The sequence below is a fragment of the Exiguobacterium sp. s123 genome, assembly GCF_018617075.1.
Taxonomy (GTDB): Bacteria; Bacillota; Bacilli; order Exiguobacteriales; family Exiguobacteriaceae; genus Exiguobacterium; species Exiguobacterium profundum.
Genome location: NZ_JACSJL010000001.1, coordinates 705927 through 729606, shown reverse-complemented (window position 1 = coordinate 729606; position 23680 = coordinate 705927). Strand labels below are relative to the sequence as shown.

The window sequence follows — 23680 nt, the reverse complement described above, 5'->3', positions numbered from 1 at the left end:
GTGAAGAAATGGTGGATGATTGGTTTGACGACGATGCTTATCGTCCTAGCAGGATGCGGTCAAGAGATTGAGGATCCGCTCAACTGGGAAGTCGAATCGTTCGAATATACGAATCAAGATGAAGAAATGGTCAGTCTTGACGATTTAAAAGGGAAAGTGTGGATGGCGGATTTCGTTTTCACAAGCTGTGAGACCGTCTGTCCACCGATGACATACAATATGACAAAGCTGAATGAAGCGCTTGAAGAAGAGGGCGTCGAAGACGTGCAATTCGTTTCCTTCAGCGTCGACCCGACGGTGGACACTCCGGAGAAGATGAAAGAGTTTATGAGTGGCTATGACCTTGCGAAAGCAGATTGGCAGTTCCTCTCAGGTTACTCGCAAGACGAGATTGAAACGTTTGCCCAACAGAACTTCAAGGCGCTCGTCCGGAAGCCTGACGAAGGTACACAAGTCGACCACGGTACGTATTTCTATTTGGTCGACCAGGAAGGAAAGATCATCAAGGCGTATCCTGGTTTCCAAAACGTTCCGACCGAAGACATCATCAACGACATTAAAATCTTGCAAAAATCTTAACCGAAGACCTGCTCCACCAAACACGGGTGAGCAGGTCTTTTTGGTTTAAGAGAACTGATATAATGGAATAACCAGAATGCTCAATGAAGAGCACGCCATTTTTTTGAAAGATAAGCGAATCGACATACTTTCTCGGATAGAAACGGCGAAGGCACGCTATAATCAATTCAACGAACTATTAGAAAAGAGGACCTACATGAAAAAGACGATGTTGCTCTCATTGGTTGGAATGGCGGCTGTCACCGGAACGATTCTGACACAGTACAAACCACTTGGACGAAAGCCGAAATCGCTTCAATCTCCGAACCGAATCAATGGAAAGTTCCGTAATCAATATGAGACACCGATGAACTTCTCTGCGCAAGACATGGTGTCGATGGCGCGCGACTATCGTGATGTGACGTCACTGCGTAAGCCTACCGAACGTCTTCCGATCGTGCCAATCGATTTTGAGGAGAAGACGGACTCGAGCTTCACAAGAATCTATTGGCTCGGTCATTCGGCGCTCATGGTACAAATGGACGGGAAGACGATGCTCGTCGATCCGATGTTTGGACGTAGCCCATCCCCACTCCCGTTCGCTAAAAACGAACGCTTCAGTGAAGACTTGCCGTTCGAACTAGAGGACTTGCCCGAAATCGATGTCGTCTTATTGACACATGACCATTACGACCATCTCGATTATGGAACGATTCTTGCCATCCAAGACAAGGTCGCCATGTTCATCGTACCGCTCGGGGTAGGGAGTCATTTGAAACGATGGGGTGTCGGGGCAGAACGAATCGTAGAACGGGATTGGGGCGAGTCGTATGCGTTAGGGTCGTGGACATTCGTCTGTACGCCGGCGCGTCACTTCTCCGGTCGCTCGTTGACGGACCGCAACAGCACACTCTGGGCATCATGGGTCGTCCTAGGTGAGACAGATCGGCTCTTCTTCAGTGGGGATAGTGGCTACGCGCCGCATTTCAAGATGATTGGCGAACAGTACGGGCCGTTTGATTTTGCCGCACTTGAATGCGGGCAATATGACGTGCGCTGGCCAGACGTCCATATGCAACCGGAAGAGACCGCGCAAGCGTTTCACGATTTACGGGCCGACCAAATGATGCCGATCCATTGGGGGGCGTTCACGCTGTCGTTCCACGATTGGTTCGACCCAGCGGAACAGATGTCGTCTCTCTTACCAAAAGAAGTCGTCCTCACTCCAAAAATCGGGGAGAGAATCACGCTCGACGGTCGGAATGATACGACGACGTGGTGGCGAGAGCTCAAAGACGCAAACAAGCGATGACCTTGGTCACCGCTTGTTTTTTTGTTAGGAAGACATCTTCTCTGTGGAATCTTCCTCGATATGCAATTGATGCTTTCTCGTGTATACAAGAAATGCGCCGGTCATCGCGATCGAACTGATTCCGAACAAGACGACCATGAGCTGAAGTCCAATCAAGTCGAGGAAGAATCCTGTCACGAGAAGGACGACTTGGAAGATAATCCGGTCGAGCATGTTTCGGAACGAGAAGAAACGACCGTGATATTCTTTTGGCATCCGTGTCTGGAAAATCGTGACCGCCGTCGGGAAGAAGCATCCGACCGAGAAGCCGAAGAGAACGAACGCAGCAATGGACATGAACGGGATGTCCGCAAAATAGAGCATCAGTTGGGCGACACCGATTAAAAACGAGAACGAGAATAAAATCGAGAACGCCGAGAATTTTTCTCCGATCCGTTTAATCATAAAGGCACCTGTCATGAAGGCGAGTCCTTCTGCCGTATAAATCCATCCTTTAATCGCCGTCGAATCCTGCAGCTCACTGATATTGATGACGAGCAAGTTGAACCCTCCGAGGAAGAGGAGTGGGATGAGCGTCATGACGAGCGTCATGAAGATGACGGGAATCGATTTGATGATTGGGAAGACGTCTTTGAAACCGCTCGACGCTTTCGCATCGACCTTTTTCGCCGAGGGCGTTTTCGTCTCATCGAGTTTCAAGAAGAGCGTCGCCACCGCTAGCAACAGGTAGGCGACGAGCGAGAGCGCGTAGACGTTACGGAGCGAGATCAGTGTCAAAAGGACACCTGCAATCGCCGTCCCGATGACACGCGACAAGGTAGACACATTCATATGAACGCCGTTCAAGGCAAGAAGTTCCCGTTCTTTCACGATGAGCGGAATCGCTGCCTGAAGGGCAGGGAAATAAAAAGCGGCCGATCCCTGTAAGATAATCAAGAAGATGACCATCCACACGACCGAATTCGTCTCGATGGCGACGAACATGAAAATCACGCTGAGCGCCCGGACGATGCTCGAGATGAGCATGATTTTTTTCTTAGAACCTTGGTCGGTCAAGCGACCCGCGAGCGGACCGATGGCGACCCCGGCAAGTAAGCCGATGGCGAGAATGACCGCCTTCACAAAGTCAGAGGGGACGCGGTCTTGCATAAATTCCAAGTTCCCGATGATGCCGAGCCATAGACCAAGACCGGCGACGAATTCGCCCGTCAAGATGATCCAGACGTTCCGATTTTTCCACATAGATGTATTCCTCGATTCTTATCTGTTGATAATAATTATGCTTGAGAATGATTCATTTAGCCACAAAAAAGAAGCCAAACGTCGGCTTCTTCATCAATCAAATATCACAGTTGTCGTCGGTGCACGTCGCGCCGTTCGAAAGGACTTGGATCGTCGGATTGTTCTCAGACCAGACTTTTTCGAGCACTTGCGTGAACGCTTCCGTCGGCTGAGCACCAGACACCCCATATTTGTTGTCGAATACGAAGAACGGGACACCCGTGATGCCGAGGTCGCTTGCGCGTTTCTCTTCGGCACGGACGTCTTCCGTATACACGTCAGTCGTCAAGACGTCACGCACGGCGTCACGTTCGAGTCCGACGCTTGTCGCGATTTCAAGTAGCACATCGTGATTCCCGATGTGTTTCGCGTCGACAAAATACGCCTGAAGCAACGCTTCCGACAATTCTTTTTCTTTCCCGACCGTTTTCGCGTAATGCGTCAAACGATGCGAGTCGAGCGTACCCGTCACGACCATGTTCTCAAAATCGTAATCGAGTCCGACTTCGCGGGCCTGAGCGGCGACTTGTGCAGTCGTTCCTTTTGCCTGTTCGATCGGCATCCGATATTTCGTTGCGAGTGCCTCATAGATGGTACGTGAATCATTCGTCGGGGCGTTCGGGTCGAGTTCGAAACTCTTGAATTCGACTTCCACTTGGTCTGCCTGTGGGAACTGTTCGAGCGCCTCTTCTAGACGACGCTTACCGATATAACAAAACGGGCAGACATAATCTGACCATACTTCAATTTTCATGATGAATCCCTCCTGTCCTTAGTGTAGGAAATCTTGAATTCAAAGTACAGGAAACGGCTCATGAAAAAAGCCCTCCACGAGGAGGACTTAAAAGACGTACCAAAACACACAGACGAAGTGGGCGAAGCTTCCGAACAAGATGAACAGATGGAACACCTCATGGAAGCCCCAGCCTCGCCAGTTGACGAATTTTGGCTTGAACCCGTAAATGAGTCCACCAATGGTATACATGACGCCACCGAGGACGAGCCAGAAGATACCGGCGTTGCCGATTACGTCATGGAGCGGTCCGATAAAAAAGACGGACAGCCAGCCCATCCCGATATAGAGCGCGGTCGACAAGAAACGCGGGGCATGGAACCAAACGAGTTTGAAGATAATGCCGAACAAGGCGAGTGCGTGTACGGTACCGAAGAGGACCCACCGCGTCGGTCCTTCGAGCGCGAGTAACGTGAGCGGTGCGTATGTACCCGCAATCAATGCGTAAATCATCGCATGATCGATTCTCCGGAAGAAAGCGATGACGTTCGGTGAGGCGATGATGCTATGGTAAAGACCTGACGATAAGTAAAGAAAGACGAGGCTGATCCCGAATAGAATCGCGGCCATAATGGCAAGCGGCGAGCCGAGTAACGAGGCTTTGACGACCATCGCGATGAGGGCGATGAAAGCCAGTACCGCACCGGCAAGATGCGTCAGTGCGTTGATGGGTTCACGGAAAATCGAATGCATGTAAAACACTCCTTATCACATCATGTAGTATCGATAACTACATGATATGCTGAAGAGGAACAAACAGCAAGGTGTACCTTTCGACAAATGGAAGTTTTCTTTATACTTAGGAAGTGAGGTGAGGTAGATGAAAGCGAAGGACATTACCGAAACGGAAGGCACACTCCCGCGGGATGTGCTGCCGACCATCAATTTATACATGGATCAGGTCATCCAGCTGTTCGAGCAGCATTATGGGAAGATGAAGCGAAACGAGAAGGAGACCATTTTGACGAAGACGATGATCAACAACTATGCCAAGGGCAAGTTGTTTCATCCCGTCAAAAATAAAAAGTATACAAATGAACATCTGATGTTACTCAGTTTGATTTATGAGATGAAAGGTCTCTTGTCGATCAGTGATATTAAGGAGACGCTCCGACCGTTGAACGAGTCGGATGAGACGTTCTCACTTGAAGACTTCTACGAGGCCTATCAGGCTCAGAAAGTGAAGAATCTAGAAGCGTTCGAAGCCCAGGCGGACACGCTATTAAGTACATCGCTCGAAAAAGAGAGCGATGTCAAGCGAACGCTCGCCATCGCATCTGCCGTTCATATGAGCCACTTGTATCAGCGGTTGGCCGAGCAATTGATCGATGAGAACTAAAAACAACTCCTCCGAAGACAAATCGTCTGCGGAGGAGTTGTTTTAGTTATTGATGTATTTCTCGTAAACCGTACCGAAGTCTTTACGGTTCCATTCATGATAGTGGCGTTGTAGCCAATCGAACGATTGCTCGTTCAATTCCTTGAACGTGTTCGGCACGTTCATGTCACCTTCACGAAGTCCGCTCAAGATCGAGACGGAGTGAGTCAGTGATGTGTTCGCATACTCCATCATGCGACGGCCTTCCCGCTGAATCTCTTCAATCGCGAGGAGTGCCTTGTACAAATCTTTCACGTGCTCGATTTGTTTCTTGTTGATATCGATTGAGTATGGCTTGTCGCCGATTGTGAATTTGACTTCGACATCGAGGTCGACGGTGCCGGCCGTCTCGAACATGACGTGCTTAATCGGATAGTGTGCGTAAGGGTAACGATATAGCACTCGTTTCGAACTCATCGCACTCGTTCCATCAAGGTGAATCATACCTAAGTTTGTAAAGCAGTATTCATCCGATTTTGATTTGATCAAGAAATAGATCTTTTCGTTATCCTCATGGAGGACATAATCATCCGAGTCCGCCTTATCAAAATCGGACGGGTCGATCACCTCACCGATGTCGCTGAAGCCAGTCAAATCAGAAGCCAGTTTTTTGAACATGTCATTCACTCCTCAGTAATGGATTTTATGCATCTCTTTCGGGTCGGACCCGGTCCGCTCGTCACGATTGAGCGCATCGATGGCCGCCATCTCTTCTTTCGTCAACGTGAAGTCGAATACCTGTATGTTTTCTTTGATTCGACTCGGTGTGACCGATTTTGGAATGACGGCGACTCCGTTCTGTAAATGCCAACGCAAGATGACTTGAGCCGGTGACTTGCCGTGAGCGTTCGCAACCTTGACAATCGTCTCATCTTCGAGCGCTTCGCGTCCTTTCATGAGTGGACTCCACGCTTGAATTTGGATGTCATATCGCTTGCAGAATGCAATCAGTTCTTTCTGAGACAAATATGGATGGATCTCGACCTGGTTCACGGCCGGGACGATCGAGCAAGATTGAATGATTTGTTCCAAATGCTCGATCTCAAAGTTCGAGACGCCGATTGCTCGGACGCGTCCTTCTTCATACAGCTGTTCGAGTGCTTTGTACGTTTCGACGAATTTACCGAAACGAGGCATCGGCCAGTGGATGAGGAACAAGTCGACATACTCGAGTCCGAGCCGATTTAAGCTATCCTGAAACGCTTGGAGCGCCTCGTCGAATCCGTGGAACTCGTTCCAAAGCTTTGTCGTCACAAAGACGTCCTCTCGTGGGATGCCTGCTTCACGAAGCGCTTGTCCGACACTCTCTTCATTTTGATAAATCGCAGCCGTATCGATCAATCGATAGTCTGCATCGAGCGCAGCTTTGACCGTATCGACCGTCACTGCGCCATCTTCGACCTTATAGACACCGAGCCCGAGCATCGGCATCTTGACGTTATTATTCAACGTCGTCCATTCCATAAAAAATCCCTCCCTCTCGTCTATAACGTTACCGAAATTTTGGATGAAGGGAAAGTAAAAACTACAGACGGATGCTTTCCCCGTGCGCCTTGATCACAATTTGGTCACGGTCGAGTTTTGCGGCCGCGACGAGACGATGATACGGTTCCTCGACAGGCTCATAAGAAAGGACGAACGTATCCCAATGCATCGGGAAGAAACGCTTCGCTCCGCTCTCTTTGTACATCATCCAAGCCTGTTCCGGAGTACAGTGTGCTTCCTGGAACGAGTCCGGTTGATAGGCACCGATTGGGAAGAAGGCGAGGTCGATCGGTTCACGGTCAGCGAGTCCTTTGAAGGAGTCGGTATAGGCCGTGTCTCCTGCGAAGAGCATACGAATCCCTTTGTATTTGAGCAGGTATCCGTTGTACCCCATATGTTTGTCCCACGGGAAACGGTTGCCCCAATGCTTGACGGGAATGGCGCGGACATCGAGCCCGTTCGCAAGTGTCACTTTGTCATGTGGATGCAGTTCGAGCGTCTGCAGACTCGGGTATCGGCGCAACAGGCGGCTCGTCCCAGGAGCAGAGACGACAATCGTCTCGCGAGTGATGAGTCGCTTCAAACTTTTATGGTCAAAGTGGTCCATATGGGCATGGCTGAGTAGGATGACATCGACCGGGCCGACCTCCTCAATGGAGAGGGCCGGAGCGGTGTGACGTTTCATGCCGACTGTCAGCGGTCCGAGATGGACACCGATTCGTTTTGAGAAGACGGGGTCCGTTAAAATCTTGAGCCCATACCAATGAATGAGGACCGTCGAATGCCCGATCCACGTCGCCTGCACATGCGTCTCATCAATGGTTGTCAGTTCTGGACGTTCCGGCCATTTAAAGCGCGGACGGGGGAGCTGTCGTTTGAATCGTGTATAGAGAAACGTTCCGACGCTCGCCAAGACGGCACTCGGAACGAGAATGCGTCGACGCATCATGCATCACCTCACTGTTCGAATATACTGTCATCATATCGCGAGGACAGATGCACCGCATCCGCCTAAAGGAGTAGAAAAAATGGGAGATTGTGGGGTACACTCTTGCGGATCCGCTTTCAATTTGATAAGGTGGCAGTAACTTAGGAAAGAGAGGTACACCGTGCTATGAAAAATACACGTTCACTCCAACGATGAGACGAATCATCATTGTTCGCTTGAACAGTCACGGGTGAAGTGTGTCCATTTTTTCAAATACGGGAAGCGCTCGTTTTCCTCTTTGAACGGATTCCTTCACACCACCGCTTTGAAGCGGATGGTGTTTTTTGTTTCATCGCGTATCGGATTCATAAGCGAGGTGAAACAGATGTTAGCAGTAAAACAAGTCCGGTTTGACTATGACCGGAAACCATTATTTGACGCGGTCTCGTTCGAGGTCGCGGCTGGAGAGCGTGCCGTATTATTCGGATTGAACGGGAGTGGGAAGACGACGCTCTTCCGACTCATGACCGGGGAGTTGACCCCGCAAGCCGGGAAGATTGAATGTCTTGGCGAGGTCGGACTCGTCCGACAGACCATCGAATCGACAGACATGACCGTACTTGAGTGGACGATGCGCAGTGATCCAGAACGATATGCGCTCTATGAAGATGTTTCTTCTGGTGACGAGATGCGTGTCATGCGGTCCTATGAACGGGCGCTCGCACTCGATGTGTACAACTTGGAACAAGAGGCGACAAGAGCATTGACTCGACTTGGGCTGGAGGAGCACCTCTTCCGAAACATTAACGAGCTAAGTGGAGGCGAGAAGACGCGAGCTCAGCTCTCAACACTGACGATGAAGCGGGTGGACCTCGTCCTGCTCGACGAACCGACGAACCATCTGGATCTCGAGTCGATCGACTGGCTCACGAAGTGGTTGAATCAGTTTAAGGGGACGGTGCTCATCATCTCACACGACCGTCAACTAATGGATGATGTCGCAACGACCATTCTTGAACTGTCAGGCGGACTAGTCACTCGATATCAGGGAAACTATACGGCGTATAAACATCAAAAAGAAGAAGAACGCGTGCGTGACGAGCGAGCACATGCTCGATACGAGAACCGAAAGGCAGAACTTCTCGAGATGATTGCCCAATATAAAGGGTGGCACTTAAAGGCGAAAGCGACAGCGAGTGTCCGCAGTCCGGGAGCGCAAAAAGGAGCGGCCAATCTCGCCGTCAAAATGAAGGCAAGAGAACAGAAGTTAAGGCAGCTCGAAGACAATCGTCCACAAAAACCAAAAGAGGAGAAATCCATCTCCGTCCGTTTTGCGGCGGATGAGCTCGAAGCGAAAACGTGGCTGACGTGTGAGGATGTGACGTTTGGATACGACAAGCCGTTCTATGAACCGTTTTCCTTCTCGATGAATAAAGGAGAGCGGATCTCGATTACCGGACCGAACGGAAGCGGAAAGACGACGTTATTAAACGTGCTGATCGGTGAACGATTACCACACTCGGGCGTGATCAAGCGACATCCTCGTCTGAAGATCGGATATTTCTCTCAAACGCTCGAGCGTCTCCCGGAGACCGGAACGTTACTTGAGGCGTTACTCGCCAATAGTGAGATCGGAGAGACGGAGGCGCGGACGTTGCTCGCTCACTTCTTGTTCCGGCGAGATGAAGTGCACCGACCGATTACCGAGGCGAGCATGGGAGAAAAGTGTCGAATCGCGTTTCTCATCTTGTACTTCTCGGATGCCCATCTGTTGGCATTAGATGAACCGACGAACTATTTAGATGTGGCGACACGCGAACAAATCGAGGCGGCGTTGTCCGTCTATCCGGGTGGATTATTGTTGATTTCCCACGACCGCTACTTTCATCGTCTGACTTCGCGCACGATTGAATTAGGAGAGCACATTGTCATACGTGAGAACGATGAGCGCGATGAACCGGTCGATGTCGAACAAATGGTCAGAACGATGGACGAATTGACAAAAGATGAATTGAAATTTTTTGATGAAGCAGGAAACCTCCTACCATTTGACGAAACGAGTGAAATGAATCGAATCGAGTAGGAGTGAAGAACATGAATGGAGGAAGATTGTCGCGTGCGACGACGCGGAAGCGTAAACGCGTGTTCCGTATCACGACGGCATTGGCATTAATGCTCGCCTTGGTCGGGATCATCGCGTTCGCGGCACTGATTGACAAGAAACAGGACTCGGCTTTACCGGAATCGGATGAGATTGCCACGGAAATGGTCGACTCCGAGTCGGAACAACCGGCTGATGCTGATGCTGAGACGGAATCGGCAGATAAGATTTATATCGGGCAACCGTATACGAAAGTATACGCGGATGACCGGGTCACGGTCGTTTATGAAGCCGACTTGGGTGATCGATTTGAACGGTTGGAGACGGTAAGTGGATTTGTGAAAGTTCAGTTGAACGAGCGGTTGACCGGCTGGGTCACAGAAGAAAGTGTGACGACAGAGGCGACAGCTTTATCGGATGACGAGGTGATTGCCGCTTGGCAACAAGTCGTCCCAAACGCTTCGGAGTCCGTCCTTGACTGGATTGGGAAAGATCTCGAAACTGTCCGTGCGGAGCTTGGCAGTCCTTCTGCCGTTCAACGTGACCAAGTGAACGAGTATCATTTCTATGATGGATTCTTCCTCATGGTCCGGGACCAAAAAGTACGGGCCGTTGATTGGGACAAACAAGCAACCGCGACGCCAGACTTACAACCGACTCGCGAACAAGCGACCGGAATTTGGTTCGAGGGCGAGACGCTCCAATTGAAACTGTTCCCTTATAACGGCGTCATGCGTGTCCGTCTGGAGCAAAAATGAGACAAAGCGGGAGAATTCATTCTCCCGTTTTTTTATTGTTTTTCATTCAAATGAACGTTTGAATGTTTGGTTAAAATGGAATAAGATAAACAGTAGAAGGAGGAATCAGTTATGGGACATCATCATGATCACGACCACCATCACCATCATTCGACGAATCAGCGGGCGCTCTTACTCGCCTTTCTCTTGATTGCGGCGTTCATGGTCGTCGAAGTGATCGGCGGACTATGGACGAACAGTTTGGCGCTATTATCGGATGCGGGGCATATGCTAGGAGATGCGGCGGCGTTAGGACTCAGTTTCCTCGCTGTTCGATTTGGGGCGAAAGCGGCGACACCGAACCGGACGTTCGGGTATCGACGTTTCGAGATTTTAGCGGCATTCATTAACGGGCTGACACTGCTCGTCATCTCGATCTATATCCTTGTCGAGGCATACCAACGAATCAGCGCGCCACCAGAAATTCTAAGTAGTGGGATGCTTGTCGTCGCCATTATCGGGCTGCTCGTCAACATCCTTGCCGCCTGGATTTTAATGCGCGGGGAGAAAGACAATTTGAACGTGAAGAGTGCGTTGTTGCACGTATTCGGAGATTTGCTCGGCTCGGTCGGAGCCATCACGGCAGCAATCCTCATCATGTTGTTCGGATGGACGTGGGCGGACCCGGTCGCGAGCGCCTTTGTTGCGATTTTGATTTTAATCAGCGGTTATCGTGTGACGCGTGACGCGATTCATATCTTGATGGAAGGGTCGCCGGAACAGATTGACGTCCGGGCGATGCAAGAAGAGATTGCTAAAGTTGAAGGGGTGAAAGAAGTGCACGACTTGCATGTCTGGTCCATCTCGTCGAGCGAGCATGCAGCGACGTGTCACGTGTTGATTGGAGAAGAGACGGATGATCAAGACGTCTTGAGACAAGTGACGGAACGAATCCGGAAATACGGGACGTTCGAACGTTCGACGGTCCAGATTGAACGGGAACGACAATGTTGTGAAGAACGAATCATCTGGTAGTGAAGAGTAAGGGAGTTCAGTTTGGACTGAACTCCCTTTTACTAAGGCTTCAATACTACTTTTACGCAGTCATCTAAATGCTCATTGAATAAGTGATAGGCATCAGCAGCATGTTCAAGAGATAAACGATGCGTGATAATGTCAGTAGGGTCAAATTTTTGATCTATGATCATTTGAAATAACTCAGGCATGTAATGAATAACAGGTGCTTGTCCTGTTTTCAAAGTAACATTTCGGGTGAAAAAATCTCCCATCGGAAACTGATTGTAATTCATTGGGTATACCCCGGTAAGTTGAACGACCCCAAATTTACGAACCGCTTCTTTTGCTACTTTGATTGCGCTTAGTGTACCGCCTTGGATCATAAGTTTTTGTTCTATCTTTTCAATTGAAGATTTTTTTCCATCAATACCCACACAGTCGATAACAACATCTGCCCCGCCATTAGTAATCTCATAGATATATTTTCCTGTCTCAGTTGGATCTTTTAAAAGAATTGTTTCTACTTTATTTGATAGTTTTGCCCGATTTAGTCGATAGAGTTCGGGATCTACAGCAATAACCCGTTTAGCCCCACGTACCCAAGCTAATTTTTGAGTCATTAACCCCACAGGACCTGATCCGAGAACCACTACCGTATCTCCAGCTTTCATGCCAGCATTATCTAAACTCCACCATGCTGTTGGAATAACATCAGATAAAAAGAGAAGTGCCTCATCTTCAAGCTCACATGATTCGGGGATGACAAGCGGCATGAAATTACCGTATGGAACCTTTAGAAACTCTGCTTGACCACCGGGATGATTTCCAAACTGTTCAGTATATCCAAATAAACCACCAGCATCAGTGTGAGGGGCGTGGTTAGAGTTATCGCACTGACTCTCCATCTCATTTTCACAATAAAAGCAGTGACCACATGATACATTGAATGGAAGGACGACCCGATCACCCTTTTTCACTTTAGTTACATCAGGTCCAGTCTCTTCAACAATTCCCATAGGCTCATGTCCAATAATAAAACCAGGGCGAGTAGGCATATTCCCTTGATAGATATGAAGATCTGATCCACAAATAGCTGTCGATGTAATTTTTACAATGATTTCTTCCCGATTTTCGATTTCGGGATCTCTAACGTCCTTTACTTCAATCTTCTTAGTTCCTTGATAAGTTACTGCGCGCATATAATTCATTCCTCCTTTTTTAAAGACAAGTAAATGGCAACATAGCTTGTATACCCTTCTTTTAAAAAAGGTGAACTAAATATTGGAACTCGATGATGACTATCTTTGACCATTCACATCGATCACGACAATTTCTGGTGGATTGTAAATACGTGGAATGTTGAAGCTGTAATTGAATCCCCGTCCAATCACATGGGTGAATGTCTCATGCTCATAGAGTCCGCCTGCGTATTCAGGAAAGAATCCTTGGTCAGGTGCGAATAATCCGTTCATCAAATAAGGGATTCTCACTTGCCCGCCATGAGCATGTCCGGACAAGACGAGGTCGAATGGAAGTTTAGCATACGTATCGACTTGTTCGGCACGGTGCGAAAGAAGTACCTTGAACGTCTCATCGGGGGCGATGTCCTGTATCGCCGCAGTCGACTCCGCATCCCAATCCGTATAAATATTTTCTCTGAACCCACGAAGAGGATCTTCTAGCCCGCCGATGACGAGGTCGATTCCATTGATGGTGACCGTCTCCCATTCGTCTTCGAGAACGTTGACACCGTATGAGCGAAACACGTCTTTCACATTGTGACGGACATAGTCATCCGATCCATCGATTTCATGGTTGCCGGTCACGAAATACATCGGCGCAATTCCTTCAAGCCCTTCGATTAGTTCGAAGGCGGGTTCAGGTGAACGATACCGGTCGAGTAAATCGCCCGGTAAAGCGATGAGATCCGGTTTCTGTGCACGAACCTGGTCGATCAAAATCGACTGTTTATAACCGTATGAAGCGCTGTGTAAGTCGGAGAGGAGCACGATGCGGAGAGACTCGTCTGCTGACAGTTTATCGGACGTCACGTCATACGTCCGGACGGTCAACCCATTGTACGTCGCCGTGAACAACAAAATGCCGAGTGCAACAAAAAGAAGAGTTGATTTATGTTTCTTCATCAGTGCTCCCTCCTTCCTTAATCGTGTCTCTATCTTACTCTGATAGGCAGGGTTAAGCAAAAAAAATCCCGCTCAAGAGAGCGGGATGAATGTTATGCAGCTTTCGCTGTCAATTTGACGTCGACATTTCCGCGAGTCGCTTTTGAATAAGGGCACACTTGGTGTGCTTCTTCGACAAGGCGCTCTGCTGTCGCTTGGTCGACACCTTTGATTTCGACTTCAAGTTCGACTGAAATGAAGAACCCTTCATCGTTTTGGTTTAATGTGACGTGACCTGTGACGCTTGAACCGTCTGTCTTCACACGTTCTTTTCCGATGATGAGGTTGAGGGCACTACCGAAGCAAGCCGCATAGCCAGCTGCGAAAAGTTGTTCCGGGTTTGTCGCACCGTCTACGTGTTTCGCGCCAGGCATCGAGACGTTCATGTCGATGACGCCATCTGTTGATTTCACATGACCTTCGCGGCCACCGATTGCTGTTGCTGATGCTGTGAATAGTGATTTCATGATTGAATTCCTCCATTTCATTTTTAACAATTAAGTTGTGCACAATTTAAATTATAGAGCAGTCAAAAAGTTTCGCAAGTGATATGCTTGGCTAAAGAAGAGTACGGAGGATTACGTATGGACCAATCGTTAAAGTTAGAACATCAAATCTGTTTTCAATTGTATACCGCCTCAAAAGAGCTTACCCGGTTATATCGCCCAATTTTAGCACCGCTAAACCTGACGTATAGTCAATATCTCGTGATGCTTGTCTTATGGGAAGAGGATGGAATCGATTTGCGACAACTCGGATCGCGGTTGACGCTCGACTCTGGGACATTGTCGCCGCTCGTCAAACGGCTCATCCAAATCGGCTATGTGGAGAAAAGTCGTGCGACGGACGACGAACGAAAAATCATCGTTCGTTTGACCGAAAGCGGTAGCGCGTTGCGTGAGCAGGCGGCGAATGTGCCGTTACAAGTAAGTGGTATGCTGAATATAGACGAAGCGACGTATGTCGCATACATGGAGATGCTCACCGATATCAAGACGAGACTACACGATTTCGGGGAGCGTCAGCGCGAGCAGTAAGGAAGGAGGAGCCATGTTTCGAAAATTGATCATCCTCTTGATGGGGATTGGACTCTATATGGCTTGGCAATATGAGATGCCGAACGTCTCTGCCCCGACGAGCATTCAGGTGGAGTCTGAGGTGGCGACCGAACGAGCGACAGACGCGCCAAAGTTCGCAAGTCAGTATGCCGGGCATGACTGGTATTTGGTCGAACGTGGCGGTGACCGCGGACTTGAACTGATTGATGAGGACGGTGCGAAAAAAGGATTCTATCAGTTCGAGACAGGTAGCACGTATCGAGGTCTTGTACTGAATGAAACGACCCGTGATCAAGTCGAGGACATCGGCTTCGAGGCGGTGACTTCGTATAATAAGGGATTGAATCGATACTTGATTCCGGACGATCCATCGTTTTCCGTTTTCGCAATCGACGGACAGTATGTCACTTTCTTTTTTGACCAGCATGACGACGACCTCTTGAAAGGGATCTTATCGGTCGACCGCCGTGTCGAAGAGGCGAGTGAGGGGTACTATGGTGATTTGTCGAAAGAGGGAACAGTCGCCAATGAGCAGTTGATGCGCATCCTCATGAATTGGGACCGTGAAAAGTTTGAATTGAACGCTTTAGCCGACTATGAACCGCTCTATCCGGTCGTGCGGGCACATAGTCAAAACATGGCTGAAAGCGATTTCTTTAGCCATACAGACCCAGAAGGACAGGACCCGTTCGATCGAATGGACGAAGCGGGACTTTCATATTCGATGGCCGGCGAAAACTTGGCCATGGGACAGATGAGCGTGTTCCATGCGCATTGGGGACTCATGAACTCGAAAGGGCATCGTGAGAACATCATGCAGCCACGATTCACCCATGCTGCCGTCGGGCTTGCTTACAATGAAGAAGACAGTCCGTTCTACACAATCAATTTCATCACTCCACGTTAAAAGGATGACTCTTCGGAGCCATCCTTTTCGATATTAAATGAGTTTTTTCACCGCATCCTCAATCTCAGCCGGTGTTGTCTGTGGCGAGAAGCGTTCGATGACGTTTCCATCACGGTCGACTAAAAACTTCGTGAAGTTCCATTTGATCGCCTTCGACCCGAGAAGCCCGGGTGCTTCTTTTGAGAGATAGGTGAAGAGTGGGTGGGCATCCTTGCCGTTCACGTCGACTTTCGCGAACATCGGGAACGATACCCCGTAATTCAGTTGACAGAACTCCTGGATTTCTTCATTGGAACCCGGGTCTTGATGACCGAACTGGTTGCACGGGAAGCCTAAGACCTGTAGACCCTGTCCCTTATATGTGTTGTAAAGTGACTCGAGACCTTCGAGCTGTGGCGTGAACCCACATTTGCTCGCCGTGTTGACGATAAGTAAGACGTCGCCTTTATATGTAGCTAACGGTTGCAATTGTCCTTTCATGTCTACTGCTTCAAAATCATAAATCATGGTGATTCCCCCTTTTTCTGTAGTATACCAAGAGAAGGGGACAGACTCGAACTTGAACGCGTTGCGTGCAATCAAATTGTTATGAAATCATGATGTCGCTGTTACATCATTCCGAAGAAAGAATCCGTATAATGAAAAACGTTGTAGAAAGGAACGGTGTTATGCGATTTTTAAAAAATGAATTTATATGGATTGCGCTTATTTTAATCGGACTCTTTTTATCAAGTGCGACGCCTTACTCGGACCAGTCTATCGTTTCGCCACTCGAGCGATTCAATTGGAGCTGGATCGAACCGACGCTCGCGAACGTACAGTTCGACTACGCAGGAAAGGAAATCTCACTTGATACGTTAGGGACGGCAGGATTGATTGAGTTCTTTATGCGGAAGACGGCACATGTCGTCACGTTCTTCGTTCTCGGTGCCTTATTCGTGAAGGCCATCTCGAGAACGAATCTTCATGCGGGACTGAACGTACTCTTCGCTTGGGCACTCGCGAACACGGTGGCGATCTTTGATGAGTATCATCAGAGTTTGACTCCTGAACGGACCGCGCTGTTAGAAGATGTCCTTTTGGATAGTACGGGTGCTGCCGCAGGTGTCATCTTGTTCGGTGGGTTGTTATTCCTTCGTTCGAAACGGAAAAATAGCAAACGGGCCGGTTATGTAGCCTTAAGGTAGTCAAAAAAATGAATAGGTTACTATGTGAAAAGCGCTTTCTTGAAGTGCTTTTTTTCTTTTTAAAGCTATTTTGTGACAACAAACCAAACAAAATATCGTCTATACCCACGTTTTTTAAAGGATAAAACCTAAATTAGGTCAATGTCATACGAATGAAATATAAGTGTAAAATAAATTTTGGTTTAGATTGCTATAATGAGTCACAGAGCGAACGAAATGTCGCGACTTATCTTGTAAAAAATACTTTACGACTATAGATAAAAACTACACGGGAATCAGCGGAGGGAAGCACAGTGTATAACTTGAAAAAATTTGCAGCTACAGTCACTCTAGGCGCACTCTTGATCGGCGGAACGTCACCGACTTATGCAGCCTCACTTACAGAGAAGCAGAAGAAAGTACAAGAACAACGACAAAAGAATAGCAGTGAACAGTCGAAAGCAAACTCTTCGATTCAATCACGTGAGCAAGCCATCAGCAAAGAGCAGCAAGAGATCAACAAGTTAGATGCTGAACTCCAAGACGTCATCAACGATGTCGCTCAGAAAAAAGCTGAGATTCGTGCCACTGAAGAAAAAATTAAAAAGCTTCAAGCACAAATTAAAAAGTACGAAGCGAAAATGAAAGCCCAAGAAGATCTTATGAAAGATCGTATGGCGACGATGCAAAAGAATGGTGGCTCGTCAGTCAACTGGGCTGAGTTCATCTTCGGTTCTAAAGACTTCGGTGATTTGATCACACGTATGATCACAGCTGGTACGATTCAAGAGAACGACCAACAGATCTTCGAAGAATACGAAGCAACGAAAGAAAAACTCGCGAAAGCGCAAGCTGATTTGAAAGCGGAGCGCGACTCACTCGTGAAGCAAAAAGAAGAACTTGAAAAACGTCAGAAAGAGCTCGATCAAAAAATGAAAGAGCGTGCTGCGAAAATCAAGAAACTCGAAGCTGAAAAAGTGAAGTTCGAATCAAAACTCATGAGCCTTCAAGAGATGGAAGATACGCTCAAAGCTCAAGAACAAGCGATTCAAGCAGAAATCGAAGCGCAACGTCGTGCTGAAGAAGAAGCACGTCGTGCAGCGGCAGCAACTGCTGCGGCGAAAAAACAACAAGGTTCAAGCTCGAATAGCGGTTCAAGTGCTTCAACAGCACCGGTAGCGTCTGCACCAGCAAGCGGTGGCATGTTCCAACGTCCAGCAAGCGGTCGCCTCACACAAGGATGGGGTCCAGCAAGCGGAGCGAACGGCTACTCGTTCCACAACGCTCTTGATATCGCAGGTCCAGTCGGTACACCGATCTATGCAGCACAAACAGGTACGGTCCTCCGTGCAGGTTGGGGTGGCGCATACGGAAACCATGTTATGATTGCACACGTGATCAACGGGCAAGTATGGACGACAGTATACGCTCACATGAGCTCGGTATCCGTTTCTGCGGGTCAACGCGTGTCACAAGGACAAAACCTTGGCGGCATGGGTAGCACAGGGAACTCGACAGGTTCACACCTTCACTTCGAGATTCACCGTGGCGGCTATTCGTACTCTTCATCGAGCGCGGGAAGCACAGTTAACCCAGCATCATTCTTCTAAACACAAAGACAGTGATCGACGAACGCGTCGATCACTTTTTTGTTGCCCTATAGACGATGAACGTCAAAAGGGAGGCACCGATGACACTGAGCCATAGCGTTTCGAAGTTTGGGTCATCGAGCATGCTCCGGCCTCCAAGGAACACCATATAGCCGAGTATCGCGAGCGTGACAAGTGTCAAAGCGGTCAATCGGATCTGTCGGGGGATACGGAGCCACCAACCGAATAATCTGTTCATGAAAAATCGCCTCCTCTATTAGTATAGGGGAGGCGATGTGTTTCATCTAGCGAGTCGGACCCAAGCAGAGTCCATGATTTGTCGGTAACCGACTTCCCGATAGATTTTGTTCGATGTCGGGTTCGTCAAGTCGGTATAGAGGACACAGAACGATTTCGTCTCAAGTAATTGGCGGCTAAGGTCTGCAACGAGACTTCGCGCGTAACCTCTACCACGTGCATCAGGTGATGTGTAGACAAATGAAACGGTGATCCCGTTCTCAGTTGGACGTGCGCGTTTCGCACACGAGACGACCTGTCCGTCGACTTCCCAAAAGACAGCCTCTTCCCTGTCGAGCATCGTCTGTACAGCCTTCGTCACCTTCTCTGGTGGAGATGATCGGAGACCTGATTCGGCTTCGAAGGCACTATACCAAGCTTCGAGCTGTGCCTGGTCGGCCTTCGTCGCTTCTCGCATGTGGCCTTTTGCCATGTCGATGTCTTCCACGCTGTCGAGGCGATAAAGACCTTGGGACATGAACATCTCACTCGACCCAGACGTCAACTCCTGCCATACTTTCCCGAAACGTTCCGCTTGCTGTCGTTCCGAGACGACTTCCGCGAAGGGGACTGCTTCTTTCAAAAGGTGGGGGATGATGAAAGACGGGAGAAGGTCCGAGCGCTCCGTCTTCACGACGATATAGTGAAGTGGATGCGGTGGTGTCACTTGGAGGATGGCGAGAAGCTCCCCGTCCTCTTCGACTGTGAACTGATGAAACGTTTCATAGATTCCTTGTTTGACGTTACTCAAGACGCCAATCATGAGGCTATTCTTTGCCTCCTCGTCGAGTAATGCCGTCATGACGCGGTCTGAGAAGTGATTAGGGTCTTTCCATTCAATCCATTCCATATGGTTCTCTCCTTTATTATATGTAGACAAAAACGGACAAACCTGATGGCTTGCCCGTTTATGAGTCGTTCATTATGCGATATTTTCTTGTTTCGACGACGTGTTGTCGAGAAGTTTTGTGTTGTGTTTGAAGTAATGAATGATTTTCGCGATGGCACCGTCACCCGTGACGTTTGTTGCTGTCCCGAAGCTATCTTGTGCCAAGTAGAGTGCGATGACCAAACTTTGCATCGTCGCGTCGAATCCGAGGATCGAGCCGAACAATCCGAGCGATGCCATGACGGCCCCGCCTGGTACACCTGGTGCTGCAATCATCGTCACACCGAGTGCGAGGATGAATGGAAGCATGATTGCGTAGGATAACGCCATGCCATTCAAGTACATGAGCGCGACACCGACCGATGTGAGTGTGATCGTCGACCCTGACAAGTGGATCGTTGCCGAGAGCGGGATGACGAAGTTCGCGACACCTTCGTCCGTGTTGTTCAACTTCGCTTGGCGAAGCGTGACTGGAATCGTCGCGGCCGATGATTGCGTCCCGATGGCTGTGAAGTAAGCCGGCATCATCGTCTTGAGCAACTTGAACGGATTCTCTTTGTTAAGACCACCTGCGATTGAATATTGAATCATGAGCATCGTCAAATGAAGGACGATGATTGTGACGAAGACGAGCGAGAAGACCGATAGGATCTCAGCGACTTGACCAGCGTACGTCATGTTCATGAAAATTCCGGCGATGTGGATTGGAAGTAATGGAATAATGACTTTACTGATTAAGAGTTCGATGATATCGCGGAAATCCATGGCGAGGTCGAGTGACCGTTTGCTTTCGATCGCGGCAATCCCGATTCCGATGACGAAAGCTAAGATAAGTGCGGTCATAACACCGAATACAGGTGGAATCTCAAATTCCATGAACCCTTTCAACAAGGCTTCTTCTGGATTTTCTGCTCCTGTCGTCGACCGTGTCAAAATTTGCGGGAACAAGTTGCTTGTTGCAAAGTATGCTAATGTTCCGGCGATGATGGTTGATGCGTAAGCGATGAGTGCTGTGAGTCCGACCAGCTTTCCTGCTCCTTTTCCAAGTTCCCCGATACCCGGGATGATAAAAGCAAGAATAATCAATGGAATAGCGAAGCCTAAGAACTGCCCGAAGACCGTGTTGAACGTCACGAACGTCCGAACAATCCAGTTCTGACTTTCTGGTACGATGCTCCCGAGTAAAATACCGAAAGCGATCGCGATGATGATGCGACCTAAGAGGCCAATACGTAATTTCAAATCAATCACCCTTTCTGTTTGTTTGAATAGTTGATATTTTCGCACATTTTACGGAATGTTGCCACCTTCTCTTACAATTTTTCTAAAGAAAGACGTTTGACAACTGTTTAGAAGGGTATTAGAAAATGTTGTACATATCAAGGGAAGGGGCTTCTCCTTTTCCTAATATAAAAACGATGTTATGATTAATTCTGACAGACGTAAAGGAGGGGTGCGCGTGCAGTTACAACGAACAACGATTCACATTGCGGGTCAAGACTATACGATCGTAAGCGAAGAACCCGCTGACCACGTGAGGGAAGTAGGCTTTTTGGTCGACAGTAAGATCCGCGAAATTCGTGAACAATCCCCTCATCTAGATGCTCGTCAGGCAGCGGTCTTGGCTGCGATTCAAATCGCGAGCGACCACGTCAAAACTAAACGAAATATGGGAGAATAAATCAATCCATGGTTACGCTACTTATACTGTTTTTCTTGTTTATCGGAATCGTCAACGGCTTCCGTCGTGGCGCGATTCTACAGCTCGGCCATTGGGTCGCGCTCATAATCAGTTTTCTCGTCGCCAATACGTACTATAAAGAGTTAGCCGAAGCGTTCAAGCTGTGGATCCCGTATCCGTCTCAGCTCGACGGAACGCTCCCGGGTGGCGTGTTGGACCTCAATTCCCTTTCAGGGATTGAGATGACATTTTATAACGTCTTTTGGTTCGTCGTCTTGTTCCTCATTACGAAACTCGTCTTGCATCTCATCTTGGCGATGCTCGACTTCTTGACGGACTTGCCCATTTTGCGCCAATTAAAAGGTGTGATCGGAGCTGTCCTAGGATTCTTCGAGGCATATGTCATCACATTCTTCATCCTTTGGGTGATCGCGTTCGTGCCGATGGCGAGCGTTCAAAACGCCGTCGACAACTCGTCGCTAGCGACATATATCATTCAAGACACGCCATATCTATCGGATTGGTTTTCAAATAAGATGTTGTGACACGACAGGCCGGAATGCAAGCTAGTGCTTGTGTCTCGGTCTTTTCTGTGTGAAGAGGGGGAAGCATATGAATAAAGTAGAAGCGATGATGTTGCTCGAAAAAATCGCGCAATATATGGAGATCAAAGGGGAGAACCCGTTTAAAATCAATGCGTTCCGCAAGGCGGCGACAGCGCTAGAGAACACGGACCTTGAACTCGAGGACATCGACGACTTGACGTCCATCTCAGGAATCGGGAAAGGGACGGCTGCAGTCCTTGAAGAGTATCGAGACACAGGACGCAGTGAAGTACTTGAAGCACTGCAAGAAGAGATTCCGTTCGGTTTGATGAAGCTCTTGAAAATTCAAGGGCTCGGCGGGAAGAAACTTGCTAAACTCCGTGAAATCGGTGTCGTCGACTTGGAGTCGCTCATCCGTGTACTCGAAGATGGGACGGCTGCATCATTACCCGGTTTCGGGGCGAAGAGTGTGGAGAAATTACTCGCAGCCGCGAAGAACCTCGAATCACGTCCAGAACGATTGGCTTATGCAGTCATGCGACCAATCGTTGAAGAAATCAATGAGGTGTTAGAGAAGGAGACGCTCGTGTTGCGTCATTCGGTCGGAGGAAGCTTCCGCCGTGCCGAAGAGACGTGTAAAGACCTTGACTTCATCATCGCGACCGAGGAGCCGATTGAGCTACGTGAGAAGCTGCTCGCTTTGCCGTTCATCAACGAAGTGATTGCGGCAGGCGAGACGAAAGTCTCGCTCGTCCTCGAACGTGAAGAGATGGTATCGGTCGATTTCCGTATGGTCGAGCCAGGCGCGTTCGCTGCGACGCTTCACCATTTCACGGGTTCGAAAGACCACAACGTCCGCATGCGTCAACTCGCGAAAGCAAAAGGAGAGTCCATTTCCGAATATGGGGTCGAGACAGCAGACGGATTGTGGCAACCAAAAACAGAAGAAGAATTGTTCGAACGGTACGGTCTCCCATTCATCCCGCCTGAACTTCGGGAGGGGCATGCTGAGTTCGAGCACGACTTATCGAAGCTCGTCACGCTCGAGGACATCAAGGCTGACGCGCACATGCACACGGTCTGGTCGGACGGGAAGTTGACCGTCGACGAAATTGTCGTGGCGATGAAAGATCGCGGCTATGAATGGATGGCCATCACCGACCACGGGAAGTATTTGACGTTCGTCAATGGCTTGACCGAGGAACGGCTCGAAGCACAAGGGGAAGAAATCCGCGAGGCCGCGAAGACACATGATATGAACGTGTTACGAGGCGTTGAGATGGACATCCGTCCTGACGGGACGCTCGACTATGAACCCGAGTTTCTAGAGACGCTCGATTACGTCGTCGCCTCCATCCATTCGAAGATGGACCAATCGGTCGACGAGATCATGGCACGTCTCGAGAACGCCTGTCGTTCTCCGTACGTCAACGTAATCGCCCATCCGACAGGTCGACTCATCGGTCGTCGGGACGGCTATCCGATCGACGAGGACAAGTTGATCGCACTCGCCAAAGAGACAGGGACGGCGCTCGAGTTGAATGCCAACCCGAACCGCCTCGACCTGACAGCCTCTACGCTCAAGAAGGCGAAGGCGGCGGGCGTCAAAGTGATGATCAACACGGACACGCATCACCCAGATATGATGGAAGACATGGCCCTCGGTGTGTTGCACGCACGGAAAGCCTATCTCGAACCATCGGATATTATCAACTGCTTCACATTTGAAGACGCCAAGGCGTTCTTTGCAGCGAAGCGATAGAAAGGAACATGCT

General features: G+C 49.0%; 26 protein-coding genes. 13 read left to right on the top strand and 13 right to left on the bottom strand.

Annotation, left to right across the window (positions count from 1 at the left end):
* Together KNO72_RS03745 and KNO72_RS03740 are read left to right on the top strand one after the other, a co-directional pair.
* The gene (locus KNO72_RS03745; protein ID WP_031421282.1) at positions 1 to 579 is read left to right on the top strand and encodes an SCO family protein; all 579 of its coding nucleotides are present in this window, start codon (positions 1 to 3) and stop codon (positions 577 to 579) included.
* Between the two features lie 196 nt (positions 580 to 775).
* Entirely contained in the window at positions 776 to 1870 is a 1095-nt protein-coding gene (locus KNO72_RS03740; RefSeq protein ID WP_214731776.1) for an MBL fold metallo-hydrolase, read from the top strand.
* A 24-nt stretch (positions 1871 to 1894) separates the two neighbouring features.
* On the opposite strand, the gene KNO72_RS03735 is transcribed toward KNO72_RS03740, so the two are convergent.
* The 3 genes from KNO72_RS03735 to trhA all read right to left on the bottom strand — a co-directional run bounded on the left by KNO72_RS03735 (position 1895) and on the right by trhA (position 4637).
* Positions 1895 to 3112 carry an MFS transporter gene (locus KNO72_RS03735; protein ID WP_214689286.1) on the bottom strand — a complete coding sequence of 406 codons (1218 nt, stop codon included), beginning with the start codon at positions 3110 to 3112 and terminating at the stop codon, positions 1895 to 1897.
* Between the two features lie 97 nt (positions 3113 to 3209).
* Positions 3210 to 3905 carry a DsbA family oxidoreductase gene (locus KNO72_RS03730; RefSeq protein ID WP_214689284.1) on the bottom strand — a complete coding sequence of 232 codons (696 nt, stop codon included), beginning with the start codon at positions 3903 to 3905 and terminating at the stop codon, positions 3210 to 3212.
* An 87-nt stretch (positions 3906 to 3992) separates the two neighbouring features.
* Positions 3993 to 4637, bottom strand: coding sequence for a PAQR family membrane homeostasis protein TrhA (gene trhA, locus KNO72_RS03725; protein WP_031421292.1), 645 nt, complete (start codon positions 4635 to 4637; stop codon positions 3993 to 3995).
* A 127-nt stretch (positions 4638 to 4764) separates the two neighbouring features.
* Between trhA and KNO72_RS03720 the strand changes: the two genes are divergently transcribed.
* Positions 4765 to 5283, top strand: coding sequence for a DUF1836 domain-containing protein (locus tag KNO72_RS03720; RefSeq protein ID WP_078146481.1), 519 nt, complete (start codon positions 4765 to 4767; stop codon positions 5281 to 5283).
* A gap of 42 nt (positions 5284 to 5325) precedes the next feature.
* Here the strand turns inward: KNO72_RS03720 and KNO72_RS03715 are convergent, their stop codons facing one another.
* From KNO72_RS03715 to KNO72_RS03705, 3 genes are all read right to left on the bottom strand, one after another.
* Positions 5326 to 5940, bottom strand: coding sequence for a PH domain-containing protein (locus tag KNO72_RS03715; protein WP_015881030.1), 615 nt, complete (start codon positions 5938 to 5940; stop codon positions 5326 to 5328).
* 12 nt (positions 5941 to 5952) lie between these two features.
* Positions 5953 to 6786: an aldo/keto reductase gene (locus KNO72_RS03710; RefSeq protein WP_214731772.1), complete on the bottom strand. Its 834-nt coding sequence runs from the start codon at positions 6784 to 6786 to the stop codon at positions 5953 to 5955.
* Between the two features lie 61 nt (positions 6787 to 6847).
* Positions 6848 to 7753 carry an MBL fold metallo-hydrolase gene (locus KNO72_RS03705; protein WP_240499792.1) on the bottom strand — a complete coding sequence of 302 codons (906 nt, stop codon included), beginning with the start codon at positions 7751 to 7753 and terminating at the stop codon, positions 6848 to 6850.
* Positions 7754 to 8120: 367 nt separating this feature from the next.
* Between KNO72_RS03705 and abc-f the strand changes: the two genes are divergently transcribed.
* The 3 genes from abc-f (at position 8121) to KNO72_RS03690 (ending at position 11608) form a co-directional block, all read left to right on the top strand.
* Positions 8121 to 9818 (top strand): ribosomal protection-like ABC-F family protein, encoded by a 1698-nt coding sequence (abc-f, locus tag KNO72_RS03700; protein ID WP_214731770.1) that lies wholly within the window; start codon positions 8121 to 8123, stop codon positions 9816 to 9818.
* An 11-nt stretch (positions 9819 to 9829) separates the two neighbouring features.
* Positions 9830 to 10594 (top strand): hypothetical protein, encoded by a 765-nt coding sequence (locus KNO72_RS03695; RefSeq protein WP_214757279.1) that lies wholly within the window; start codon positions 9830 to 9832, stop codon positions 10592 to 10594.
* A 111-nt stretch (positions 10595 to 10705) separates the two neighbouring features.
* Entirely contained in the window at positions 10706 to 11608 is a 903-nt protein-coding gene (locus KNO72_RS03690) for a cation diffusion facilitator family transporter (RefSeq protein WP_214757277.1), read from the top strand.
* 41 nt (positions 11609 to 11649) lie between these two features.
* On the opposite strand, the gene KNO72_RS03685 is transcribed toward KNO72_RS03690, so the two are convergent.
* The 3 genes from KNO72_RS03685 to KNO72_RS03675 form a co-directional block, all read right to left on the bottom strand.
* The gene (locus KNO72_RS03685) at positions 11650 to 12789 is read right to left on the bottom strand and encodes a zinc-dependent alcohol dehydrogenase (RefSeq protein WP_047795560.1); all 1140 of its coding nucleotides are present in this window, start codon (positions 12787 to 12789) and stop codon (positions 11650 to 11652) included.
* A gap of 99 nt (positions 12790 to 12888) precedes the next feature.
* Complete coding sequence (locus KNO72_RS03680; RefSeq protein WP_214757275.1) at positions 12889 to 13734, bottom strand: metallophosphoesterase; 846 nt, start codon at positions 13732 to 13734, stop codon at positions 12889 to 12891.
* Between the two features lie 92 nt (positions 13735 to 13826).
* Positions 13827 to 14240, bottom strand: coding sequence for an organic hydroperoxide resistance protein (locus KNO72_RS03675; protein WP_015881037.1), 414 nt, complete (start codon positions 14238 to 14240; stop codon positions 13827 to 13829).
* Positions 14241 to 14357: 117 nt separating this feature from the next.
* Between KNO72_RS03675 and KNO72_RS03670 the strand changes: the two genes are divergently transcribed.
* Entirely contained in the window at positions 14358 to 14810 is a 453-nt protein-coding gene (locus tag KNO72_RS03670; protein WP_159561931.1) for a MarR family winged helix-turn-helix transcriptional regulator, read from the top strand.
* A gap of 13 nt (positions 14811 to 14823) precedes the next feature.
* Positions 14824 to 15738 (top strand): CAP domain-containing protein, encoded by a 915-nt coding sequence (locus tag KNO72_RS03665; protein ID WP_214684826.1) that lies wholly within the window; start codon positions 14824 to 14826, stop codon positions 15736 to 15738.
* A 33-nt stretch (positions 15739 to 15771) separates the two neighbouring features.
* Here the strand turns inward: KNO72_RS03665 and KNO72_RS03660 are convergent, their stop codons facing one another.
* On the bottom strand, positions 15772 to 16245 hold the full coding sequence (locus KNO72_RS03660) for a glutathione peroxidase (protein ID WP_078146490.1): 474 nt from the start codon (positions 16243 to 16245) through the stop codon (positions 15772 to 15774).
* Positions 16246 to 16406: 161 nt separating this feature from the next.
* Here KNO72_RS03660 and KNO72_RS03655 point away from each other — a divergent pair, with 161 nt between their 5' ends.
* Together KNO72_RS03655 and KNO72_RS03650 are read left to right on the top strand one after the other, a co-directional pair.
* The gene (locus KNO72_RS03655; RefSeq protein WP_214684825.1) at positions 16407 to 16925 is read left to right on the top strand and encodes a VanZ family protein; all 519 of its coding nucleotides are present in this window, start codon (positions 16407 to 16409) and stop codon (positions 16923 to 16925) included.
* Between the two features lie 293 nt (positions 16926 to 17218).
* Complete coding sequence (locus tag KNO72_RS03650) at positions 17219 to 18514, top strand: murein hydrolase activator EnvC family protein (protein WP_214757272.1); 1296 nt, start codon at positions 17219 to 17221, stop codon at positions 18512 to 18514.
* Positions 18515 to 18545: 31 nt separating this feature from the next.
* Here KNO72_RS03650 and KNO72_RS03645 read toward each other — a convergent pair whose 3' ends face one another.
* The 3 genes from KNO72_RS03645 to KNO72_RS03635 form a co-directional block, all read right to left on the bottom strand.
* Positions 18546 to 18752 (bottom strand): hypothetical protein, encoded by a 207-nt coding sequence (locus KNO72_RS03645; protein ID WP_214684821.1) that lies wholly within the window; start codon positions 18750 to 18752, stop codon positions 18546 to 18548.
* Between the two features lie 42 nt (positions 18753 to 18794).
* Complete coding sequence (locus KNO72_RS03640) at positions 18795 to 19640, bottom strand: GNAT family N-acetyltransferase (protein ID WP_214757270.1); 846 nt, start codon at positions 19638 to 19640, stop codon at positions 18795 to 18797.
* Positions 19641 to 19712: 72 nt separating this feature from the next.
* Positions 19713 to 20921, bottom strand: a complete 1209-nt coding sequence (locus KNO72_RS03635; protein ID WP_251024810.1) for a dicarboxylate/amino acid:cation symporter — start codon at positions 20919 to 20921, stop codon at positions 19713 to 19715.
* A gap of 217 nt (positions 20922 to 21138) precedes the next feature.
* Here KNO72_RS03635 and zapA point away from each other — a divergent pair, with 217 nt between their 5' ends.
* The 3 genes from zapA (at position 21139) to polX (ending at position 23667) form a co-directional block, all read left to right on the top strand.
* Positions 21139 to 21360, top strand: coding sequence for a cell division protein ZapA (gene zapA / locus KNO72_RS03630; RefSeq protein WP_015881047.1), 222 nt, complete (start codon positions 21139 to 21141; stop codon positions 21358 to 21360).
* A gap of 8 nt (positions 21361 to 21368) precedes the next feature.
* A complete protein-coding gene (locus tag KNO72_RS03625; RefSeq protein WP_047795551.1) occupies positions 21369 to 21905 on the top strand; it encodes a CvpA family protein in 537 nt (178 codons plus the stop codon).
* A 67-nt stretch (positions 21906 to 21972) separates the two neighbouring features.
* Positions 21973 to 23667: a DNA polymerase/3'-5' exonuclease PolX gene (gene polX / locus KNO72_RS03620; RefSeq protein ID WP_214730720.1), complete on the top strand. Its 1695-nt coding sequence runs from the start codon at positions 21973 to 21975 to the stop codon at positions 23665 to 23667.
* The last annotated feature ends 13 nt before the right edge of the window (positions 23668 to 23680 follow it).